13 protein-coding genes are annotated in these 21,211 nt (G+C 49.7%); 5 read left to right on the top strand and 8 right to left on the bottom strand.

Going from position 1 to position 21,211, the window contains the following annotated elements; all coding sequences use genetic code 11:
• Positions 1–439: 439 nt before the first annotated feature.
• The 7 genes from mads8 to Q394_RS0114735 form a co-directional block, all read right to left on the bottom strand.
• A complete protein-coding gene (mads8, locus tag Q394_RS0114765) occupies positions 440–5,863 on the bottom strand; it encodes a methylation-associated defense system ATP-binding protein MAD8 (RefSeq protein WP_028489938.1) in 5,424 nt (1,807 codons plus the stop codon).
• Positions 5,860–7,485 carry a methylation-associated defense system protein MAD7 gene (gene mads7 / locus Q394_RS0114760; protein WP_028489937.1) on the bottom strand — a complete coding sequence of 542 codons (1,626 nt, stop codon included), beginning with the start codon at positions 7,483–7,485 and terminating at the stop codon, positions 5,860–5,862. The genes mads8 and mads7 overlap by 4 nt, the downstream gene beginning before the upstream one ends.
• The gene (gene mads6 / locus Q394_RS0114755) at positions 7,482–11,591 is read right to left on the bottom strand and encodes a methylation-associated defense system protein kinase MAD6 (RefSeq protein WP_028489936.1); all 4,110 of its coding nucleotides are present in this window, start codon (positions 11,589–11,591) and stop codon (positions 7,482–7,484) included. The genes mads7 and mads6 overlap by 4 nt, the downstream gene beginning before the upstream one ends.
• Positions 11,592–11,650: 59 nt before the next feature.
• Positions 11,651–13,054 carry a methylation-associated defense system restriction endonuclease subunit S MAD5 gene (gene mads5 / locus Q394_RS0114750; RefSeq protein WP_028489935.1) on the bottom strand — a complete coding sequence of 468 codons (1,404 nt, stop codon included), beginning with the start codon at positions 13,052–13,054 and terminating at the stop codon, positions 11,651–11,653.
• Positions 13,051–15,075 (bottom strand): methylation-associated defense system DNA methyltransferase MAD2, encoded by a 2,025-nt coding sequence (mads2, locus tag Q394_RS0114745; protein ID WP_028489934.1) that lies wholly within the window; start codon positions 15,073–15,075, stop codon positions 13,051–13,053. Before mads2 ends, mads5 begins: the two co-directional genes overlap by 4 nt.
• A gap of 212 nt (positions 15,076–15,287) precedes the next feature.
• Entirely contained in the window at positions 15,288–16,067 is a 780-nt protein-coding gene (locus tag Q394_RS21650; RefSeq protein WP_051543477.1) for an ImmA/IrrE family metallo-endopeptidase, read from the bottom strand.
• On the bottom strand, positions 16,064–16,363 hold the full coding sequence (locus tag Q394_RS0114735) for a helix-turn-helix domain-containing protein (protein WP_028489933.1): 300 nt from the start codon (positions 16,361–16,363) through the stop codon (positions 16,064–16,066). The genes Q394_RS21650 and Q394_RS0114735 overlap by 4 nt, the downstream gene beginning before the upstream one ends.
• A gap of 436 nt (positions 16,364–16,799) precedes the next feature.
• Between Q394_RS0114735 and Q394_RS20600 the strand changes: the two genes are divergently transcribed.
• From Q394_RS20600 to Q394_RS0114695, 5 genes are all read left to right on the top strand, one after another.
• Positions 16,800–18,032, top strand: coding sequence for a nucleotidyltransferase domain-containing protein (locus Q394_RS20600; RefSeq protein WP_051543476.1), 1,233 nt, complete (start codon positions 16,800–16,802; stop codon positions 18,030–18,032).
• Entirely contained in the window at positions 18,029–18,532 is a 504-nt protein-coding gene (locus tag Q394_RS22615; protein WP_169735906.1) for a type II CBASS E2 protein, read from the top strand. Before Q394_RS20600 ends, Q394_RS22615 begins: the two co-directional genes overlap by 4 nt.
• Positions 18,513–19,613, top strand: a complete 1,101-nt coding sequence (locus tag Q394_RS0114715) for an SAVED domain-containing protein (protein WP_169735905.1) — start codon at positions 18,513–18,515, stop codon at positions 19,611–19,613. Before Q394_RS22615 ends, Q394_RS0114715 begins: the two co-directional genes overlap by 20 nt.
• Before the next feature lie 545 nt (positions 19,614–20,158).
• Positions 20,159–20,509, top strand: coding sequence for a hypothetical protein (locus tag Q394_RS0114700; RefSeq protein WP_028489930.1), 351 nt, complete (start codon positions 20,159–20,161; stop codon positions 20,507–20,509).
• 16 nt (positions 20,510–20,525) lie between these two features.
• Positions 20,526–20,840, top strand: a complete 315-nt coding sequence (locus tag Q394_RS0114695; protein ID WP_028489929.1) for a helix-turn-helix domain-containing protein — start codon at positions 20,526–20,528, stop codon at positions 20,838–20,840.
• A gap of 67 nt (positions 20,841–20,907) precedes the next feature.
• Here the strand turns inward: Q394_RS0114695 and Q394_RS0114690 are convergent, their stop codons facing one another.
• Positions 20,908–21,198 (bottom strand): hypothetical protein, encoded by a 291-nt coding sequence (locus Q394_RS0114690; protein WP_028489928.1) that lies wholly within the window; start codon positions 21,196–21,198, stop codon positions 20,908–20,910.
• Positions 21,199–21,211 lie beyond the last annotated feature (13 nt).

Raw genomic sequence — 21,211 nt, 5'->3', positions numbered from 1 at the left:
ACAGAATGTCACTGATTGGTCTGTAAGGGACAAGGTAGAACGAAAGAACCTGAAGAACACACGAAAAGTTTCACATGTAAAACTTCTTCTTTTGTAACTACCAGTCCATGATTCTGGGAGGGTTGTCGGGATCGGTAGTGTAGGAGTGCATAGTTGGGGAGCTGACTCGTCAACGGGATGTGTCGACTATAGCAGCAATCGCTGGAGCAGGTGAACATGGCTTAGGGATGTGCAGGGCTTGTCCCCGCTTGCGGGGATGCAGCGCAAGCGAAACCCGGAGCAGCCCGACCCGCAGGGGAAGCCCCTGAGTCCAGCTCTCTTGGGGCGTTGCCCCAAACCCCAAGGTATTTGTACCAGGATGATGGGGCAGGGGAGTTTTTCATGTGAAACCTATGTACTCACAGCGTATTCAGGTGATGTTTCACAAGGAGCTTAGATTTCAACCAATCGCAGTGAGTGTATCCCCGCCATGTTTAGTCACACGTGGCCTACACTGCACTTTCAACGCCTCTTTTGAGAAAGCATTATCCGATGCCTTACTCGACCAGATATAGGCTTCACCCGGTTGCAGGTTTGCCAGCTTTTCCGGCGTCAAGCTATCCAGTGCCGTGTTGGCTTTCTGGATGTGTTTCAACCAAGCAGGGGAGTTAAACTTGTGCAAAATAATTTGTGATGATAACTCGATGAGTTCAACGGGAACCGAAGGAGGATCCTGACTGGCAATCATGACACTGGTGCCTTTGTGGCGCATTTCACGGACTGTCTCAACCAAACCTTTTACCAAATCCGGGCTGTCAATGTACTTGTGGCATTCGTCAAAGACAATCAGCTTGTTGAATGTTTCACCTTGATACTTGGCTTCGGCGAATAATTGCAATAACACCACAAACAGGCCAAGTGCTTCATCCTTTTCCAAAAATTCGTCACGAAGATCAACGATGATCATTCTACCGGGCTGAATCAAGTTACTGATGCTGCTATCGTCATCAATATATTGTTCAGCAAAATCAAGTCGCATATTGGCGAGATCTTTCATTGCGTCAGTCAAGCGGGAGCTTGCAATACCTTGCCGAATGTTTTCCAGCGTCAGATTGTTACGGCTCTGGCGCATGATATTGCCAATTTGTCTGATATAAGCGGCCTGATTGCCAACAGCCCCCATCAAAAACTTCCAGTGGCTGGCTTGTAGTTCCGCTGAACAAAACTGCAATGGATAAACATTAATCCCAGGGTATTCGCTTTGGCGTTCATCCAGTTTGTCGATGGGTGTCAGTAGCACCACATCATTTAAAGCTTGCGGTTCAGCACCGTAAACGGATTTCAATTTGGCAAGCTGTTTGGCATCATCATTGGGCGCGATCATGGAGGTAAACTCAGGCTTATAGTCCTGTGTGGCACTGTAATGAAAAATGACGGAAGCCAGTTCTTTCTGCAAAGCACTAATGCCGGGAATGGACATGGTTGCCATCTCGACCACCGTTCCCAAGGTATAGCTCTTGCCACCACCCTGTACCCCAAACAGGCTGATCGTGTGGGTATGATTCAAATCCAGGGCAACTTTACGTCCTGCGACTTCACCAATCAATCCATATTGGGCGGAATCACCTGTCACACCCAGCACAATGTCGTGTGGCACAGCGTTAACCGTAACCAAAGTCTTATCTTGCGCGGTTTCCCCTCTGATGGTCGGAGTCGGTATGATTTCCTCTTGAACGGCTGTTGGTTCCAGCACCTTTTCAAGCGTTACTGATGGTGTTGGGTCGGAAATATTGGCGACAACGGGTTCAGGTTCAGGCAATGGATCTACCGTATGTTGCTGGGGCGCAACCCAAGCCTGCCGAACAATACTATCCCATGACACGGTACGGTCACGTTGTTTGGCAAGGAAGCTGGCATCACCCAGTTTAGGCAGTGTGAGGTTTGCCATGCTCAGACTGTTTTCTGTCACCTCACTATCTGCTTTTTCCTGTGTTAGTTCCGCATCCAATAATTCATCAATGTATTGTCGTCCAATCCGGTGATATTCAATGCCCGCCTCATTTTCAACATCGCGTCCGTTCTGCCCAAAGTCAAAAATCAAAGCACTGCGGGAGACCGTTAAACGATAGCCACTTTCCAGAGTACGCAACAGGTATTTGGCCTCATCAAACACATCCGGCTCCAGCAGCCCAAAACGGTTGGCGCGTTTGAGATAATGCTCCAGCAAGACACAAAGCTTTTGGGTGCGGATCAAGCGGTCAGGACGATCAGGTGTAGTACGATGTGGGTCAAAATGGTTCTGTAAGACCCTCTCGGATTGTGAAATCTGTGCTGCAATGGATTCTTTCAGTGTCCCGTAAGCAGCAAGGCTTCCTACCTCGGTATAACACTTCACTTCAACCAGATTACAACGTAAGGTTTTATTCGACGCATCAAAATCAAACAAAGCCAGGTCGGTACGCTTAAGACTCATGGCATCCCCCATTTCATCGGCTGTTTGACTCAGCTCCTGATACAGTTCCAGATGCGCATCCAGCGGCACGATAATCTGATTATGGAATACACCTTGATAGTCCAGATAAAGCTTTGCCAAAGCCAAGCCAAGTGCTTCTTTCTGGGATGTCTGACTGGATACCAACTTCAACGCCAACCGGCCTGAAAGTGCCCGTAACGCATTCAGTATGCGGGTAGCGCGTTGAGGCGATGTTGCAATGTGTTGGTGCGCCAGTGTATCACCCAATAACGCCTCAATTTCCGTTGTTGAGCGAGAGGTAATCACGAACTGATGACCGTTATTAGCCGCCATTTCAGGGCTATGGTCAATCAGGTAATCCGGGCGGTTATCCTGATTGTCATGGTCAAAGAATTCAATGCCCAGATTCCGGTCAATGGTAAACACCCAGTCACTGATTTCATGTAACTGGTTTAATAAGGCTCGTTCTTCAGCATCCAGCGCCAGACGCACAACGGGAACCTGCTCATTGGCAAAGTATCCGGTCGCAATGGCGGCACTCATGGATGCCATCATTTGCGGCAATTGTGAAAGCATTTCGGTCAACTCACCACCGTACAATGGCTTGGCATGACCATGACGGGTGTAACGCTCCCACGCCACCAACCCGTTATCATCGCGGTAATCAACACAATAATCCTGATAAAGCCCGTGTACAGGTGCGATACGCTCATCGGCTGCCTGAGTAATGACCGCGATTTCTTCTGCCGGGAATACATCAAACAACAAACTGAGATGAGCCGGAAATTTATCAGAACCCTGTTGAAAGTCATCCACGGCACGTACAGCCAGGCTCAGTTTGGCCCGCAAATGGCTGTCATTGGAGCGATTGAAAGCAACAGAATCGGTGGCCGCCTGTTCATTATCACGATCCAGCAACGCCAATAAATCGGCTCCCACCTCTACCATGTAGGGATCGACCACAAATAAGCGTATTTCATAACGCAAATGCCGCAAATCTGCTTTTTTCTGCAAGGCCAGCAGCATGTCCCTAATCACCGTCGCCCGACCTGCATTGAATACATTCAGGGTAAGTGTCTGAATATAGGGGTGTTTAAGCAAATAACGCTCAACCTTGCTGGCCAGATACTGACCACTTTGCAGCTTCTGTTGAGTGTTCGTAGACAAACCCAATGCAGTTGTTACCGTATCAATGAGTGCTTGCGGCTCTCTCTCTTGCGAGGCTCCATACAATGTCCAATAGGCATGGATATTATCCAGCGCTATCAATAACTGTCCTGCATCGTCAGGGATCACATAGGGGAAGTTGATCAAGCTCAACTCATTGAACAAGCCATTACGTAAACCGGGAATCAGTGTCCGGGAGGCACTTTCCGCCTGTTTCAGCCAAGCATCTCCAACTTGCACCCACCCGGTATTCCATAACACCCGTAATGGATGGGTTGGCCCCAACACGATACCCTGCCGTACCGAACCACCCGCCTCGCGGATGTGCAGGGTCAGACTGTCCAGACGCAGTAGTGCCTTGAGTTTTTGTAAATAAGCCGGTTCATGGGCGTTTTCTGCAAACTGGTAGACCACCGAGAGATAGCGAGTATAAGTGTCGGCGTATACTTTAGCTTCGAGGGTACTACCCAGAAAGTCATGCGCCACCGAAATCAGCGCGGCCTCTCCCTGGCCAACCCGCCCTAAATAAGCCTGACGGGCAGCAGCAAATGCTGCGAACGTGTCATGATCCTGCAAAGGCCATTCGTCATTTTCAGGTAGTGGACTACTCTCTGCTTCACCCAGCCTGATGTCCAGTCGCCAGGTCAGACTAGCCATAGGGTCTGCAATAATGCGCCGTTCAAAATCCCGCAAGATTTCAGAAACACTCACTTGCACGCCGCCCCATTGTTTAAACTGGATGGTTAATGCGGTTTCCTGTCTACCATTGCCCTCACTCCATTCCAGTGACTTGATTTCTGGCTGAACCAGTTGACCGGACTCCAGTAAGTTAGCCAATTGCAGCTTTAGGCGGGCATGACCCAGCGACTCCTCTTTGGGTAAACGGCTTTGAACAGGCTCAACATCGACCTCATTTGCTGGAATAACATAAAACAGCTCACTCTCATTGGGCCGATTGCCCACTTCATCTTCATGTGAGGTTCCCCATGGCAATATATTGCCTTCGGTATCGACCAAGGGAAGCAACTCATCGCCTGCATCAAATGCCTGTACACGTACATAATGCCAGCCTTCCTGCCAGTCCATTCCTGTCAATTTATTGAAATTGATCGTGACGGAGCTACGCTTACTGGCCTTTGCTACCTTGAGTAACCCGATAAAGTCGCCTTGGCGGGTAAATACCTGCGCCTTGAACGTTGCCAACCCCCTCACATCCTGGGGATTGGGATCAAGAGAAAACGAGACACCGAAATTTTTCAAGCCACCCTGACCAACCGTTAACACCTTTTGCCCTATCAATGGTTGATAAAGGGGATTGGTTTCATTTTCTGGAATGGTTGGCAAACCGATGTCGGTGACGGTGATGCATACACTATCCGCAGCATCCTGCTGATCCCGGAAGCACCATTTGTCAAAACTCAAGTCCCAGTTATTGCTATCCAGAACAATGTTTCTCACCCATGGCTCAGTGCGTAGCGTGCCCTGTTCATTCAGGTAGTTGGCCAGACGCTTTTTGAAGTTTTCACCTTCAAGCTGTAAGTCATAAACAGTCGCAACTGCTGAACGTTCAGAGGTGGCAATCAGGTCTACCATGCGGGTATTACTGGCCAAGCGCCGGGCGACATCGGCTTCTTGTTGGTGCAGGCCGAAATCGGGTATCAAGCCCAGTTCATAGAGACCTGCTCCTAAAATACTGGCATCGCAATCATGCTGACTAATCAGTAGCAAATACCGGCACCATTGATAGTCTGACAGAACTTTGCCTGCCTGACCTGTCAGCAAATAGTGTATTTCCTGCAATTGCCCATGAAGTTTTGCGGGCATGGCTGCCTGTAATTGACTCGCTGCTAATTGATAAGTATCGGTTACATCGACCTGCTCAAAGGTAGCAACACCAAAAGAATCCTCGGAAGATGTCTTTAGTTGGTTCGGCACGAACACCAATAAGGGAGGGCGTAAATGCCCCTGTTCATCAGGATTGCGGTATTCAACCAGTTTGGTGCTGGAAACATGGATGCCGTCCGTATGGGGCTGTTGCCCACCCAGTACATATACCTGACTATCAGGCACCTGTTGGCGCAGTTGCAGGCACAAGGCATCCATCAACGCCTCATCCAGATCAGCTACCCGCATACAGTGACCCGCGCCACGTGACTCCAGCAAACTTTTCAGCACAGGCAGCAGCGCATTCAGCAGCACTTTTTGCAAATCGGCTTGGCGTACAGCTTGAATACCTTTAATCATGCGCCCACTGCCTCCTCAATGACATAGCGTGGTGAAACCGTTTGCGTAATGTAGGCATCCGATAAATCATGGTAAAAACCGATTTCCCGCAAGCGCTTTTTAAAGCCCAAAGTATTGTCCCGCAACGCCTTGCGGGTATTGATGGTTTCATCCGCGATGTCATCATCTTCTGGCAAGCGATCAATATGTAAGCCGTAACGTGCTTGCAGCCAATCAAGCAACTCATCAATGCGTAATTGTGTCGTATGAAAACCTTGTACACCGCCGGGCTGCAATACCGCCAATTGCAACAGGACTTCCAACAAACGGCTATCCAGCACGAAGCGGCGGGGTGCTTGAGTGCCTTGTGGTTGAGTTAACAAGGCACCCGGTTTGTTTTTCAGCATCAAGCTATCCAGATTCTTGACGGCTCCCGAACGGATGGTGTTCCCCTGTACATACAACAGAATTTCGTTATAGGTGGAAAACTCGTCCAGACCCAGGCTGGCAAGCGCCTGGATTTCCGGGGGAATACTCTCCTGATCTTTCGCTGCCGAGACAGAACCATCCAGCAAGGCACTATTGCGTTGACCGAAAAACAATTGCCGCTCCTGCTGCAAGGGTGACTCCAGCAGGCGCAGCAATGCTGTCACTGGCATTTTTTTGACTGACAGTGAACCGGAAAGCCTGCCCTTTTTAGATAAGTATTCGGCGAACTCTTCCAGCTTCTTTACCGCAAAATATGACTTGATGAATTCAGGCAAACGACGGAAATGCAGACGTGCGCTGGCTTCAGCTAACTGCCCGGTCATGGCATTTTGCCCCTGAGTGACATCAACAAACAGACCGATTCGGCACTTGGCTTCATCATCTGCCTGATGCCCCTTGCTTTTCACCAAAGCAGGCAGCAATTTGATGATCCGAAGCTGGTAAAGTGCCAGATGAAACGCCAACAGGGTTTTGATGTAATCCACCATCACCGTGCGGGGGATGTAATGCTTGTAAACCAGTAAACGAATAATGTCGTCGGCCAGTATATTGGCAGCAGCCAGACACAACGGCTCAACCCGGTCTTGTAAGTCGCCTGTTTCTGCGGCATCCGAAGACACTTGGTCGGATAAGCGTAATAGTGCTTGCGTCTCAACATCGACCTCAATCTGACCATCATACTTACCGGTATTAGGATCTACCCCAGCAAAAAAGAACTGTTTTAGTTGTTCGATGGCTGAATGGCCTTTGTCAGCGTAATAAAGCAGTTCATAAATCTGTTGGGAGACACCATAGTCACGGCAATGCTTGGGGTTACGGAAAAGGTAGGTATTGCCATGCAAAGGGCGTGGGGAGGCCACCACCTCATTCGCCTTGCCCCGATTGACCATATCGACCAGATGCGTTTCCACCCAACGCTTCACCGTATCCTGATGCTGGGCAAAATGCTGGAATTGTTGCTGATTTTTGGGGTCAGTAAATTCCTCAACATACATCTCAACCGCCATGGGCTTGGCCTTCAGACGGCTGCCCGCACCACTGTGCTTCAGGCGGGCAAACAGATTAGTCAGCACCCGATCCATTTCAATCAGCTTGAAATCCATGTAGCTAACCTTGTTGGTGCGGAAAGCTTTATCTTTGGCGCTTAATTTCATACAGACACCTCTTCCGACGTAGCCAGCGACAAACTGCCAGCCTCACTGCGGCTGATTTTCTGATAGCGTCGCCCATCGGTGGTCAACAGCACTTCCTGATAAGGTGCAGAAGCGAGTACATGTTTGAATACGGTCAAGCTCAGGTAGTAACCCTGTAATTCTTCCACGCCCGGCACATAGCCCTCATACAAACGCTGCAACATCTCGAACAAATCCAGATCGAGCGAGAGGGTCGCCTGCATCCCACCATGCCCTGTATATTCGAGTACTAGGCTGGAGGGTTCATGTTCGACGTAAGTGGCCTGCATCGCTGCATCCAGCACTTTCATACTGAACACATCAGCGGGAAACAGACGGAAACTACGGATGGTTCCCTTGTCAACACGCCTCACCTGCATAGCCAACTGACCCTGAAAACGATCCGGGTCGTATAAACCCTCACCCCGGTTCATGGCATGAATCATGCGCTGTTTGGCCTGATCCAGATCAGTCGTACCACGCAACAGGCTGAGTAAGTCTTTTGCCGAACGATAAACCGACAAATCCTGCCGCTGTTCCTCACCACGCGCTTCAAACCACGCTTTACGGCGCAGCATTCCGACAAAATGCTGATGCTCACGGTAACGTTCCGCACGGTTGCTCAGACGTGTATCGCTGGGCAGGGCGGTGTGCCGCCGATTCAGCAACTCCTCGTCATAGGTTCCACGGTTTTCAAACGACAACCAGTCAACTGCACGGATACCGAGAAAATCCAGACCCCTATCCAGTCTGGCACTACTGCCAAACGCCACATCCACATCCTGTAGCAGGTGCAACAGACGATCCTGATTGTCATCCTTGCCGCGCCAGGCATTGAAGTAATAGCCTTGCAGGATTTTGCCGGTATCACCACGCTGGTAGAGATCACGAATCTCCGCACAACTGTATTCACCCACTAACATGTAGGCGAGTGCAGAGCGCAGGTCACGCAGGGTGATATGTAGTTGGTTACGCAGATGCGCCAGTTCATACAGGTGCTTTAGGCGTTGAACGACCTTGTTACCCACCTGTTGATCCTGAAAAGTGGCGACATTAAAGCGCACGTAACATTTGTCGCGAATCCCGCAATGGTCACAACCTTGCCACACCTTATGGTCGACCATGCGCAGTAACAAACGCTCAAAAATGGATTCGCCTGCCTCACCTGTCAGCACATTGCGCAGATTCAGGTTAACCACCGCTACCTGCAACTGTACCTTTCCCTGCTGTAGCCCTTGTTCAATCACTTGCTGCAAACAAGCGAAGTCAGCCCGATGTGCTGACAGGAAGTCCACCAAACGCCCTTCATTGATGGCAATCAGGCGGGTTTCGTGTTGCGGCCATTGGCTGGCATCCACCCCGGTATAGGGTTGCAGGAAATCCAGTAACACCTGTTCATTGGTTTTGCCGCCTTCATCCTGACTGCCATCGTAATTGCTGACAAACCGCTGCCCATCCAGCTCAAAGTGACAACCGTTACCTTCGGGATTCAGGCGGACTTTGACACCCCGGCTTTGTACTTCCGCCTCCAGTTGTTGCAGGAACGCTGTTTTACCGTCGCCTGCATTGCCGGTAATGATCACCAGCCGCAAGGCTCCCGCCAATACGGTCGGCATCAGTTGGGTATCCAGACGGGTATCGACGTAAATCAGGCGGGCATAATCATCCAGCCCACGAGTACCACTATTGGAATGACGGCTCTGGCTGTACAGGGTCAGCAGATAATCATGGAAAGCTGACTGACCTGGCAAACTGCCATCTGCCAACGGCGGCAGGTGGAATTGCGAGGTGCTTTCATCAGCCTTGGGCAAGGGTTTGCGCAACTGGCTAATCTTGTTGAGTGCCGCCAGCAGCATATCGGCACTTGCAAAGCGGTCTGCCCGTTTCGGTGCAATCAACTTCAGCAAGACTGCGCTCACGCTGTCATGCAAATCCACACAGCAGGCAAATTCATTCGGATTGCGGGCAGTCTGATTAGGCGGCGGCACTTGCGCATTTGCCCATGGGTATTCGCCGGTAATCGCTCGGTAGAGGGTAATACCTAGCGCATACAGATCACGGTCGATCAAATCAGTGGTCTGTGGCGGGTTGATCACATCCAGATCGGGGGGCAGGTATTTTTGTGAACCGCCGCCATGTGACAGGTCTTGCGCCTCCACCGAGACATTGAAGTCGATGATCTTGACCTTGCCGTTTTGCCAGATCAGGTTTTGCGGCTTAATGTCGCAGTGGTAGACATTGTTCTCATGCAGGTGCTCCAAGCCTTCCGCCACCTGCTTACCCATTTGCCAGACTTCATGCAGCGTCAGGGAGTTGGCTTGCATCAGTTCGCTGACATCGTGCCCTTCCAGATACTCGAAAACGATATAAGGCGGGCCATCATTGGGCAGCACGCTGGCATCAAACACCCGCACCACATAGGGGTGTTCGGGCAGTTTCAACAGGGTGCGGTATTCCTGTTTGAGCCGCTCCAGTACCGACTCACGATCCTGCAAGATCAGTTTGATGGCGCGGGGAACATCCCCCAATGTGTCGATGGCCTTATAAACAATGCCAAACCCGCCCGGCTTGCCCAAGGGCTTTTGCACCATGAACTTGCCCGCCAGCAGGAAACCGCTGGGCAGACGCTGGTAATTGATGTCAGGTGGTCGCACGTCAACCTTGGGTGCTTTCACCATGGCTACGGCAGCCTGCTGCGGTTGCCACAAGGCATCAAAGGCGACACGTGCCGCATTGGCACTGAGGCGTTGCAACACATCCGTCAGTTTGAGTTGATCCAGCCAGGTATCGAACCCGGCGGGCAACTGGCTATTGAACTGGCTGACCGGCTTGGCAAACTGACCGGAGCGTTCAATGGCTTGGGTGGCACTGACAAACGCTTCCTGCCCCGTAAACAGCTCATAAATGACCAGTGCAAAACTGTACACATCCGAGGTCGGGCTGGCAGCGTTGTCATCTGCCCATAATTCCGGGGCTTTGTAACGGCTTTCGAGACGTTGCTGGATTTGGTCGGCAATGGTGGTGGTTTGTTCTTTGCCAATTTTGGCGTAATCGAAATCGGTCAGGCGTGGTTGCCCATCCAGCCCCATCAGGATGTTTTGTGGGTTGAGGTTGCGGTGTACCACTTCATGTTGGTGGCAATGGGCGAGTGCACCGAGGATGTCGCGTACTACCCGTTTTTTCTGATCCAGTGTCAGTGCAAGTTTGGGGTCATGGATGTGGTTTGCCAGCGTTTCGCTGGGGATGTCTTCAGTGATCAGGATGAATTGATCCGCCGTTTCGGTGGTGAAGAAATCCTTGGCGTTGACGATGGCGCTGTGGGCAGGCAGTTTGTACAGGGCGCGGTAGGCGTTTTGTAACAGGCGAACCTGTTTTTCGCGTTGTTCTTGTGCTTGATAGGGGTCAGCTTGATAGGCGCGTACCCGCACGGTTCCGGCCTTTAGCCCCAGTGCCGGGTTGAAGCCCCGGTATTCCTTGAAGCTTTCCTTGACTTGCAGGGTTTCCGCCATTTCCCAGTTACCGAGGCGCAAGCCGTGTTGCGGTTTTTTGACCGACTCACCCAGTGCTTCGGAAATGATTTTGTAATAACGCAGTACATTGGTGGTGAAACGCTGCGGGATGCGGCTGGCATCGGTGAAAAAGCGGGTACTGTCTTTGAGATGGATCACTTGCCCGCGTTCGCGGTTATCAGGGTCGTGGAAGTCGCAGTCTTCGACCGAGAGCAGCACAGCAGCATCGACGTAGATATTTTTCAGGTCATGGTTGCGGGGGTTCTGGCGGGTAATCTGACCAGAGAGGGCTTTGGCGTTGCCGCGCAGTTTGGGCAGGGGGGATTTGTAGGGTGCGCGGTTGGCGGGCTGCCAGTCGTTACCGTTGACATCGACGCGCCCATGTACGCCTTTGACATCGACCACATACAGGGCGTGCGGGGTGATGATGCACACGTCCACCTCGAAGGGTTCGCCGAATTGCTCGACCTCGAAGTTATGCACGACGTAATAATCGTCGGGCAGGTGGTTGCGTAGCCAAGCGATGGCTTTGCGTTCTTCCTCGTTGGCGGGTTGCCCGATGGCGATGACCTGAGCCATGCGTTGTCCTCCTATTGCCCCTGAATCCTGTGCGCCAACCCCGACGGCTGGCTCCGCCCTTAATGCTTCACTTGCGCCGCCTGCTCAATCGCCTGCTCCACTAAACCAATAGCTTTCAATTCGTTTCTGCTTGCTAAATCTTTGGCGACATAAGCGTCCCGGACTAAATCTTCAACCTTATCTTTTTGGGTATCAGAAATAATTGGCACAGGAAACTCACTAAGCAGCCCGGTATGAATATCTTGTTGTTTACTCCCTACACTCATTGAGCGTAAACATCTGAACACCATTTCAGATCTCAAAAAGGCAAACAAATAAGCACCAGAGATATTTGGATCACTTGGAGCAACCCGTAGAAAATGCTCAGAGAATCCATATGTCAACCAATCACCTGTTGCTAGAATGGGGCGACAAAATACCTCTTTCTCCCCCAAAGTTCCTTGTGAGGCTATTAGAATAGTTTCATCAGATACTTCGATTTCATCTTTTGCATATTGAGGCGCAATCCATCGTCCTATTGGAAAAGACCAGAATGCTTGTTTTTGTCCAAGCAATAATATTCCATGTTCTGAATCTGCATCGACCCGTTTAAATCGCCCGCCTCTAGACAATAGTCCAGTAGAGCAAATGTCACCTAAAGTTCTATGTCTAGTTAACTTTATTTTATCAACAAACCCCAAATAGCGGCTGTTAAAATTCAATGCACGAAGGCTTCTTTGGCTTGTCAATTTTGTGGTAAAACCCAAATCCGCTCCTTGAGCGTGCCAATTTTCAGCTTGAATGTCTTGTAAACCTGCTGATCTGAAGAGGATGCTGGTAGCTTGATTTAGTTTTACTTGATAATCCCCCCAAAGTTCTGCTGCTTCTTCCACCAAGCGGTGAATTGCTCCTTCAATCGTATCTCCAAGCCGGGGGACAGGGAGGGCAGCGATATGCTGCGGTTCTATCGACTGGATGATGGAACCGTAAGTACCCGAAACCACAATCGGCACGCCAAATTTGCTGTTCAGGTAGGCATAGAGATAACCGGAAGGAATTTCATTGGTATTAGGCACAACCCGCATCACGTGTTCAGAACAAGCCATGCCATCCATATCAGGTCGTGCATAAGCCATCCGTCCGATAGTTCCTGAACGAGTAATCAGCGTCCAGCCTTTATGAATAGTAAAGGCGGGATTATTCGCCACCTGCTGCTTGGAAATAAAAGGTAAATGTGAGAGGTCTGATTTCAGAATATCAGTACTACCCAGAAACGGCACGCCGAATTCTTCTGTCTCAACCCATTTCCGACCTTCACGTCCAGCGTGGTAAATTCCGGTAGTTAAGTCGGCGAGCGGTTGTTTTTGGCAGGCGAGTTTTTCGAGGATTGCGCGTGCTTCGACAGCACCACCCATGTAGGGGTTGCAATCCATGCGATGCCCATTCTTGATCAGCCATTGGCTGGGGATGGCTTTGGTTTTCATGCCCCCGGCTCCGTATGTTTCTCACGAAACACCTTGAATGCTTTGGCAATCTGTGGCAAATCATCATCCAGAATCTTTTTCCGCCTCCGTAGGGTACGCTCCACATTCTCACCACCAATGCGGATACGTTCGACTTCTTCCACTTCCTCAATAATTTCTTCACCGTCGGGGCGACGCTTGTAGAGCGTATTGCCACGTCGGTCAAAGCCAACCTTTTCCGCCACTGCCATGAATACGGAATACTCCGGTTCACCATTCAGGTCAGCGGCATCAATTTCAGTCTGGGTTTTCTTTTTCAGGAACAGCAGGCTGGTGAGGATGTTGACATTGGCTTCGACAATAAAGGATTCAACTGGCAAATCAACCGAAGCCAACACCCAGCAATGACGCATGATCCACCAGCGGATGTATTCATCACCGGGATTACCCAAAATACCATCGGGCAAAACAATGCCCATGCGCCCACCCGGCTTCAGCCATTTGATGGTGCGCTCAATGAACAGAATTTCCGGTGAAACTGCATCCTTGCGTGTGCCTCTGTCACGAAAGCCCGTAGTAGTACGCTCCCAGTGCCTCGCCAATTCATACTGATTGAGGATTTGCGGGTCGGTGATGGGAATATCTGAACCAAACGGCGGGTTGGTGAGGATCACATCCACTGTTCCCAGTTTGATATGTGCATCAGCACCCTTAACACCATCCAGATGCCCGTGTGGAAACTCCAGCGAGTTCATGTGAAAAATATTCGCCGCTGCATTACTTGCCATCACCACATTCATCTGCGAAGCACGGCACAGGAACGGGTCGAAATCAGCACCAAACAAGCGTGTTTGCGCATAATCCGCCAAACGCTCACGGACAGATAGAAATTGCGCAGTGGTCTCATTGCGTAAGGCAATGTTTTCCTTTTCACGCAAATCCTTATTGATATGGCTGAGGGTTTCCACCAGAAAGCCGCCCGTGCCACAGGAAGGATCCAGCACTTTCTCGCCAATTTGTGGGTCAATCATCTCCACCATTAAACGAATCGCACCACGCGGGGTAAAATATTGTCCCCGGTCGCCACGCAGATTATTGCCCACAATCTCCTGATAGGCTGCACCCTTGGCATCCATATCGGTGCGCGAAAAATCATACTTCGCCAATTCCGACACCATGAAGGCCAGCGCACGATCTGACAGGGTGATTTCTTCATTGCCACGAAAAATTGTGCTGTACTGCTGTTTGACCTTTTTGAACAGAGGTTCAATCCGCGTCCGAATCGCCTTACGCCCATTCACCTCAAACTGTTCGGTCGGTGAAGCCCAGAATTCACGCTGTTTGTTGCCGGGGCGTTCGTCGTACATCTTGGCAAAGATCAGATACAGGAACTGCCAGAATGCCGCATCCTTCGGCATCCCCTCATTGCCGTGAATGAAGTTGTGGCAACGGCGGAAGGCAATCTGCAACATTTCCGGGTCAGCACGGCGCATCTGCGCATGGGAAGCCACATCACGGCTACCCAGCGTCTCATCAGCCATGGGCCAATCACCGACCGCCTTGAAATTAACGTCAAAGCGGGTCTCTGCACGCTCCAGAAAGAAGAACTCAATCCCGTTCGTCCACAAACCAAACCGGCACTGGCTTAACGCCTCTTCACGCATAATGTCCTGCATGAGTTCCAGATCTTTCTTGGCCTGAGCGTGGTCACGCATCTTGATGGTCGACTTCCTGCCCTGTTTCGGCTCCTTGTCACACATCACGATCCGGCGAATATTTTCCAACTCATGCTGCTTGCCATGCTCAAAAATGGCAATGTCGATTTTCTTGCGCTTGCCATCGACCTTGATGGCTACATCCAGCGCCATGTCGTTGACATCAATACCGTATTCGTGAAAAAAAGCACGGATTAGGCGCTGGCGAACCTGCTCCTTGGGGGTGTCCTTGAGCGGCTCATTGCTGAGGTAGTCCAGCAACATGCCGTCTTCAACAGCGAGAGCTTCTTCGTCCTGAACATCGGGATTATTTATTTCTTCTGACATGAAACACTCAATATGTACGACAAACTAGAATAAATCCGAGAGTATACAGGTCACATCGTTTAAATAAACAGCCATAGACGGGAAGTTCCTCCCCAAGCGGAGCGCGGCAGAGGCCAGGGATGCGCAAAGGCTTGTCCCGCCTTCGGCGGGATGAGCGTACAGCGAACCTGTAGCAGCCAGTTCACGCAGTACGCTAAGAGATATAGACAACTTTAATAAACTCTTTGGCCACCCAACACGATGAGAGCCTGCCCATATGTTGGCATTAGCATCATCGACTGGGTAAGTTCCCACAGATAAAGTTTCTCGGATGGGAGCCATACTTTTGATAAGACTGGCTCTTGAGAATCTTGATCGGTTAAATATAAACCCTCTGGCTTAACCCCCCTCTCAATGAATATTTCCGCGAAGAGTTGGTTCCTCCATGACCACTTCACCCTGCCATCATAAGAAACGACAATTATCGCAATAGGCTGATTCGCAAGATATGCAACCCGGCAAGCAGTCGCCGTCACACTAGTCTGATACCTACCTGACAACCTTTTCATCAATGCAATATCAATCGCATTATCCTTGATCTGCTGCCGCACATCCTGACCTGGCATCAGTAAATATGACGCAAAGACATTCGCCTCACGTTCAATATTTTTAGAATGGGGTTGTAAGTTACCCATATTCTCCAGGTCATCGAGCGAGCACTTAAGTTCTTTCCGATCACGATGTAAGCTGTAATGACCCAGTTCATGGGCGATAGTAAAATTTATTCGTCCTTCCTCACGGATACACGAGTTATATAGAATTGCTTTAAAGTCCCCCTCAATTGACAACATTCCTTGAAAGTCATCTTCTATATCAAATCCTTCAACCTTGATGCCCAACCCTTCCGCAAGGGCCTTACAGTCAACGGGCAAACAATCATCCATACTCAATCCTGAAGACCACGCTTTGAATAATCCGATTGCATATTTCTTGGCTGGGGGTAGTTCTGTCATCGCTGTTTGAGAGCCTTGAGAATGCTACGTATCTGCTGTTTGGTTTCTGGTTTCAGATCAACATATTCCCTGAAGAACACTTGATCTTCATTATTTGGTTGTTTGTCAACCAAATATTCTACCGTAACATCCAGTGCTTTTGCCAAATCATTGACCAGCTTCATAGAGGGATTGGGGTTATCTTTATTTTCAAGTGCCCAGATGTAGCTCTTTGTTGAACCTACTTCTGACGCAAGTTCTTCCAAGGTCAATCCTTTGGCCTTACGAGCTTCTTGTAGTTTTTTACTGAACATCATTCATCACTCCTCCTGCCATGGAAGTTCATTATAGCAGAACTTTTAGGACTTTCACTGTTGACAAACAAAAAATTCTCAATAAACTACTTCATGTATCGTTATAGTGAACTTGGAGAAATCATGACACAGAAATATCGTCCCGGCGAAAAGGCACCAGCTTCTGGCCAATATGAGATTGTAGGCTCCCGTGGTGGAAGAACCGGAAAGGAGCGCACAGTGACACGCGGAGAACCAATGCCCCCAACCCCTCAGGGTGGACAAGGTTACATCCTCGTAGATCCAACGAAGAATGGTAGCGGGAAGGCTAAATAGCTAAAGACGGGTATTGGGCTTTCCAATACCCGAAAATAACAATATATTGAACTTATTGATGACAATAAACACTACATATTGATTGAGGGCTTTTTTGATTTATCACCAAACAGGGCCAACACCCATGCACAAACCCAAAACGCTCCACGAGCAACAACCCCAATTCAAGATTGAACTTGTCGGCTGGATGGTTCGTATCTGCCATTCACTGGAACTGACCCAGACCCAACGACAACGTATTGAAACCTGTTATCATGCCGTCGGTAACTGGCTGGCAGAAGGAACGCATTACTTACTGAAAGGGGCAGCTATCTACCCACAAGGCAGTATCCGGCTCCGTACCACCGTTAAGCCAATAGGGCAGGATGAATTCGATGTTGACCTGATAATCCACCTGCCAAAGGCATATCAAGGCATCAGCCGGAAAGTCGTATTGCAGGTCATCAAGGATCGACTGAACGAGCATGAAACTTACAAACAACTGCTCAAGGAGCTGAAACGAGGATTTCGTATCAATTATGCAGGTGACTACCATCTGGACATTACCCCTGCAATTGATTACCACACCCACCCACCGTATGGGCATCCGGTTCTGGTTCCTGACCGTGATGAAGAGTGGAAATCTTCCAACCCCAAAGGGATGGCAAACATATTTGAAGAAGCCTCAAAACGGCAGCCTCGTTATACCGCTGTATTTAGGGAGACTTTTGACTCAATAACCATGAGTCAGGTTGAAAGTTTGCCTGACGAAAACAAACTAAAAACGCCACTACAACAGATCACCCAACTGGCAAAACGTAACCGTGATGTATGGGCTATGAGCGACCAAGGAAAAAGGTTAGCTGAGTACAAACCGATCTCAGTGCTTCTTACGACACTCTTGATGCACTCCTACACTTTTTGTACACAGGAAAAGTTCTCCTACAACTCGGAACTGGATTTTCTGCTAAACGTGATTGAGAAGATGCCATCTTTCATAACAAGTGGGGCTGACGGTTATCATGTAGACAATCCTACAGTACAGGGGGAAAATTTTGCCGAGAAGTGGAACAAACCTAGCTCAGGGCAGCGTTACGCGGAAGCATTCTTCACATGGCATCGTGATCTCCTGTCCAACCTTAACAGATTGGCAGAAGTGTATGGGGAGGACGAATTCCAGAAACAGCTCAAGACACTATTCGGAGAACGACCAGTTAACGATGCTGCCAATGCAATCCGCCTAAATGTCAGTCAACAGAGAGTTAACCGTAACATCCGGGTTGGTTCTGGTGGTCTACTGCTCGCTGGAGGTGCTGGGTTATCAACCGCTGCCCATGCGACAGTGCGTCCCAATAACTTTTGGGGCCGCCATCCATGATTTGCCCTTACATTCCACCACCACCGACGATCCAGCAGCAGCTAGGGGCATTACAACAACATTTTCCAACAGGGCAGGGTACTGTCTGCGACCATGATCTTGGCTTGCACTGGCAAGGAGAGTTGCAACCAACCGTGTTTAGCCGAACTTATCTGGTTGGCATCCAATACAAACGTGAACAGTTCCCTCATACGTTCGTTTACGCGCCTGATCTTAATCAGCTTGCGGGAGGTGAACGTATACCACACACCTTCTCACAAAAATCGGATGAGACAGAAATCTGCTTGTTCTGGCCAGGCAAAAATAAGGGGGAAATACCGGAATGGAATAGGGATATGTTGCTTGCAACCAGCATTGTCCCGTGGGCAACCTTATGGCTTTACTACTTTGAACACTGGCTTGCTTCTGGCGAATGGCATGGTGGTGGGTATCACGACAATGAGCTTCGCTTTGATCAACTTGTGGAACGGGGGGGACGCCATGAAAGATACCATCCTTAGTCTGATTGACCGTTACATCAATTACCAGAAAAACCTCTCTGGTGGAAAATTGATAGGAGCCGGAATCAAGCTACTTGCCGGTGGCATGTGTTTGAACCTACTGATCCGGGCAACCATTACCGGCTCACTCCATACTGCCTACGGCGATATTAGTGCCAGTCTGGAGGCAGGTGGCCTTGAATGGTATGTCATAGCTCCCGCTTTGGCTCTAATTGGTTCTGGAATCGTTCTTCACTTCAAGAAAGCGACAACATCCAAACTTACACCGCTAGAAATACAGTCATTACCCAAAGCAGATGCGTCACACCTCCGTAGTCACTTGCTTGAAAACTCAAGAGGCAGTGTTGGAGATGGTCATTTCTCGGATCTTCGGGGTTCGTTCATCGCAGAACCTCTGAATATTGATGATTGGCGTGAGGCCATTACGGAAAAACTGAAAGGTGTCCGTGAATTCCTTGAGCAATCAGGACGCTCCAATCCCGATATGAAGTTGGCAGTTGGGGCAATTGCCCATGTTCCGCTTCTGGCAGCGATTGGCTACTACCTCACCAATCGAACCAATGCCATTTTTTACTGCTGGAACAGGGATAAAAGGGCATGGATTAATACGGAAGACCATACCGATGGCGGTAAGCGTTTTCACATCGAATGTGTCAAAAGTAGCGGGAATGCCCAGCAGGTTGGCATCATCCTGCAATGTTCTATACCAGTAAATACTGAGGAATTCCTAGAACAAACCAACTGCGAAGCTTGTTATCTGGTTTCGCTTGATAGGGTTGGATTGGGTAATTTGTTCAGTGCGTATGAACAGCAGCGGTTGTGCAGGGAATTCCGTGAGTTTTATAACCAGACTATCCGTCCCCAGCACCCACAAATTAACCGGCTGGATGTGACCATATCTGCACAAGCATCATTCGTGATGCGTTTGGGAGCCGAGTTCAACCAGAACCACATGCCAGAAGAAATCCGGGTCTGGCATTTTGAGAACCAAAAGTATCCTTGGTCACTATCCATCTTCCCGCATAAAAGACGGAATCCCATCAGCATTGAATGGAATACCAGTGAGGCAACGGTCGCCTAACCCCAAGCGGAGCGCGGCAGAGGCCAGGGATGCGCAAGGCTTGTCCCGCCTTCGGCGGGATGAGCGTCCAGCGAACCTGTAGCAGCCCGTTCACGCAGTGAGGCCCATCACATCCCACCTTGCCCAAAACCTATACAATACCCCCCTGAACCCGACCCCGCCGATGAACTCAGTGGTGTCCTCCAGCAACGCGGCCTGCAACACGAAGCCCACCAGCTCCAGCAATTCCGGGAACAAGGCTTCACGGTTGCCGACCTGTCAGAACAGGCACTAAGCAGCAACAGTTTCCCCCTGCGCCAGCAAGCCACACTGGAGCATGTGGAGGCATTACCGGATAGCAGTGAAGAACAAAAAAATGCCTATAAGACTTTGCGCGATCAAATTACCATCAATCATGTTGCCGAGATTGAAATATTGTTCAAAAAGTATTTGTAGGAGATCACTTGGTAACAACCCAGTGATTTTTATGGTTGTGCCTCAACCTGAAAAATTGATAAACATACGAAGCTATCGTATAGTTATGCTGTCTAACCAAAGGAATTCCTATGCCCCAACTGCCCAGTTTCGTAGAATTGCCGTCTTTCGAGCGATTCCGCGAGGATTATCTGACAGATGATGAGTACAAGGATTTCCAGCTTATGCTTATCAGCGATCCCAAAGCAGGGGATGTGATTGCCGGTACTGGTGGGTTGCGGAAAATCCGCTTTGAGGACAAGCGGCGCGGCAAGGGCAAACGTGGCGGCCTGCGGGTGATTTACTACTACCAGACCAGTGCGGTGGAGTTTCTGCTGTTTTCGATCTACGACAAGGACGAGGCCAGCGACCTGAGCAGTAAGCAAAAGACCGTCTTCAAGGCTTACTTGGAGTCTGAACTGAAACTGCGGTATCCGAAGTAACCAAGGGTGAATGAGCATGAAAAATCGCAACCTGTTTGATGAACTGATGGAGGGCGTTGATGCACTCAAAGCAGAGCGTGAGGGTAAAATCACTCTGAAACGTATCCAACTGGAACAGCATGAAATACCTGTTATCACGCCTGGTGAAATTCTCCAGTTACGTGAAACCCGCCATCTATCACGGCCTGTCTTCGCCCACGCGATCCGCACCAATCCACGTACTGTGGAGAGCTGGGAACAAGGTCGTAGCAAACCCAATCCCCATGCAGTGTTGTTGATGCGTTTGGTAGAGAAATTCCCGGAGACGCTGGAACACCTGCGGGCAATCTAAACATTCAAGACTGATAAACAAGGGAGGGGGAGTTTTACATGTAAAACTTCGGGGCAATGAAAACGGGTTATGCCGTGTTTGGTGTGATACCCACACGTTCCTGAAAGGTTGCCTCACAACTATCCCCGGATACTGCCAAATCATATTCCCGCAGGATATTCTCAAGCCGTCGCAACTGCTCAACAACATCGCTCATGAATTCGACGGTTTGCGGTTGTAGCTGGTGGCCATAATATTTCTCACCGTCTTTCACGATAGCTGCATCATAGGGTATGGCGTTGTACGCTATATCGCGCTCCAGTTGGTCAGCGATATACCCAAGATAAGCCTGTTTATAATCAAAATGTCCACCACTCATAATACTGCTCCTG

It is taken from the genome of Thiothrix lacustris DSM 21227 (assembly GCF_000621325.1).
Classification (GTDB): domain Bacteria; phylum Pseudomonadota; class Gammaproteobacteria; order Thiotrichales; family Thiotrichaceae; genus Thiothrix; species Thiothrix lacustris.
The sequence above is the reverse complement of the archived record's forward strand: the minus strand, read 5'-3'. Positions and strand labels throughout refer to the sequence as shown.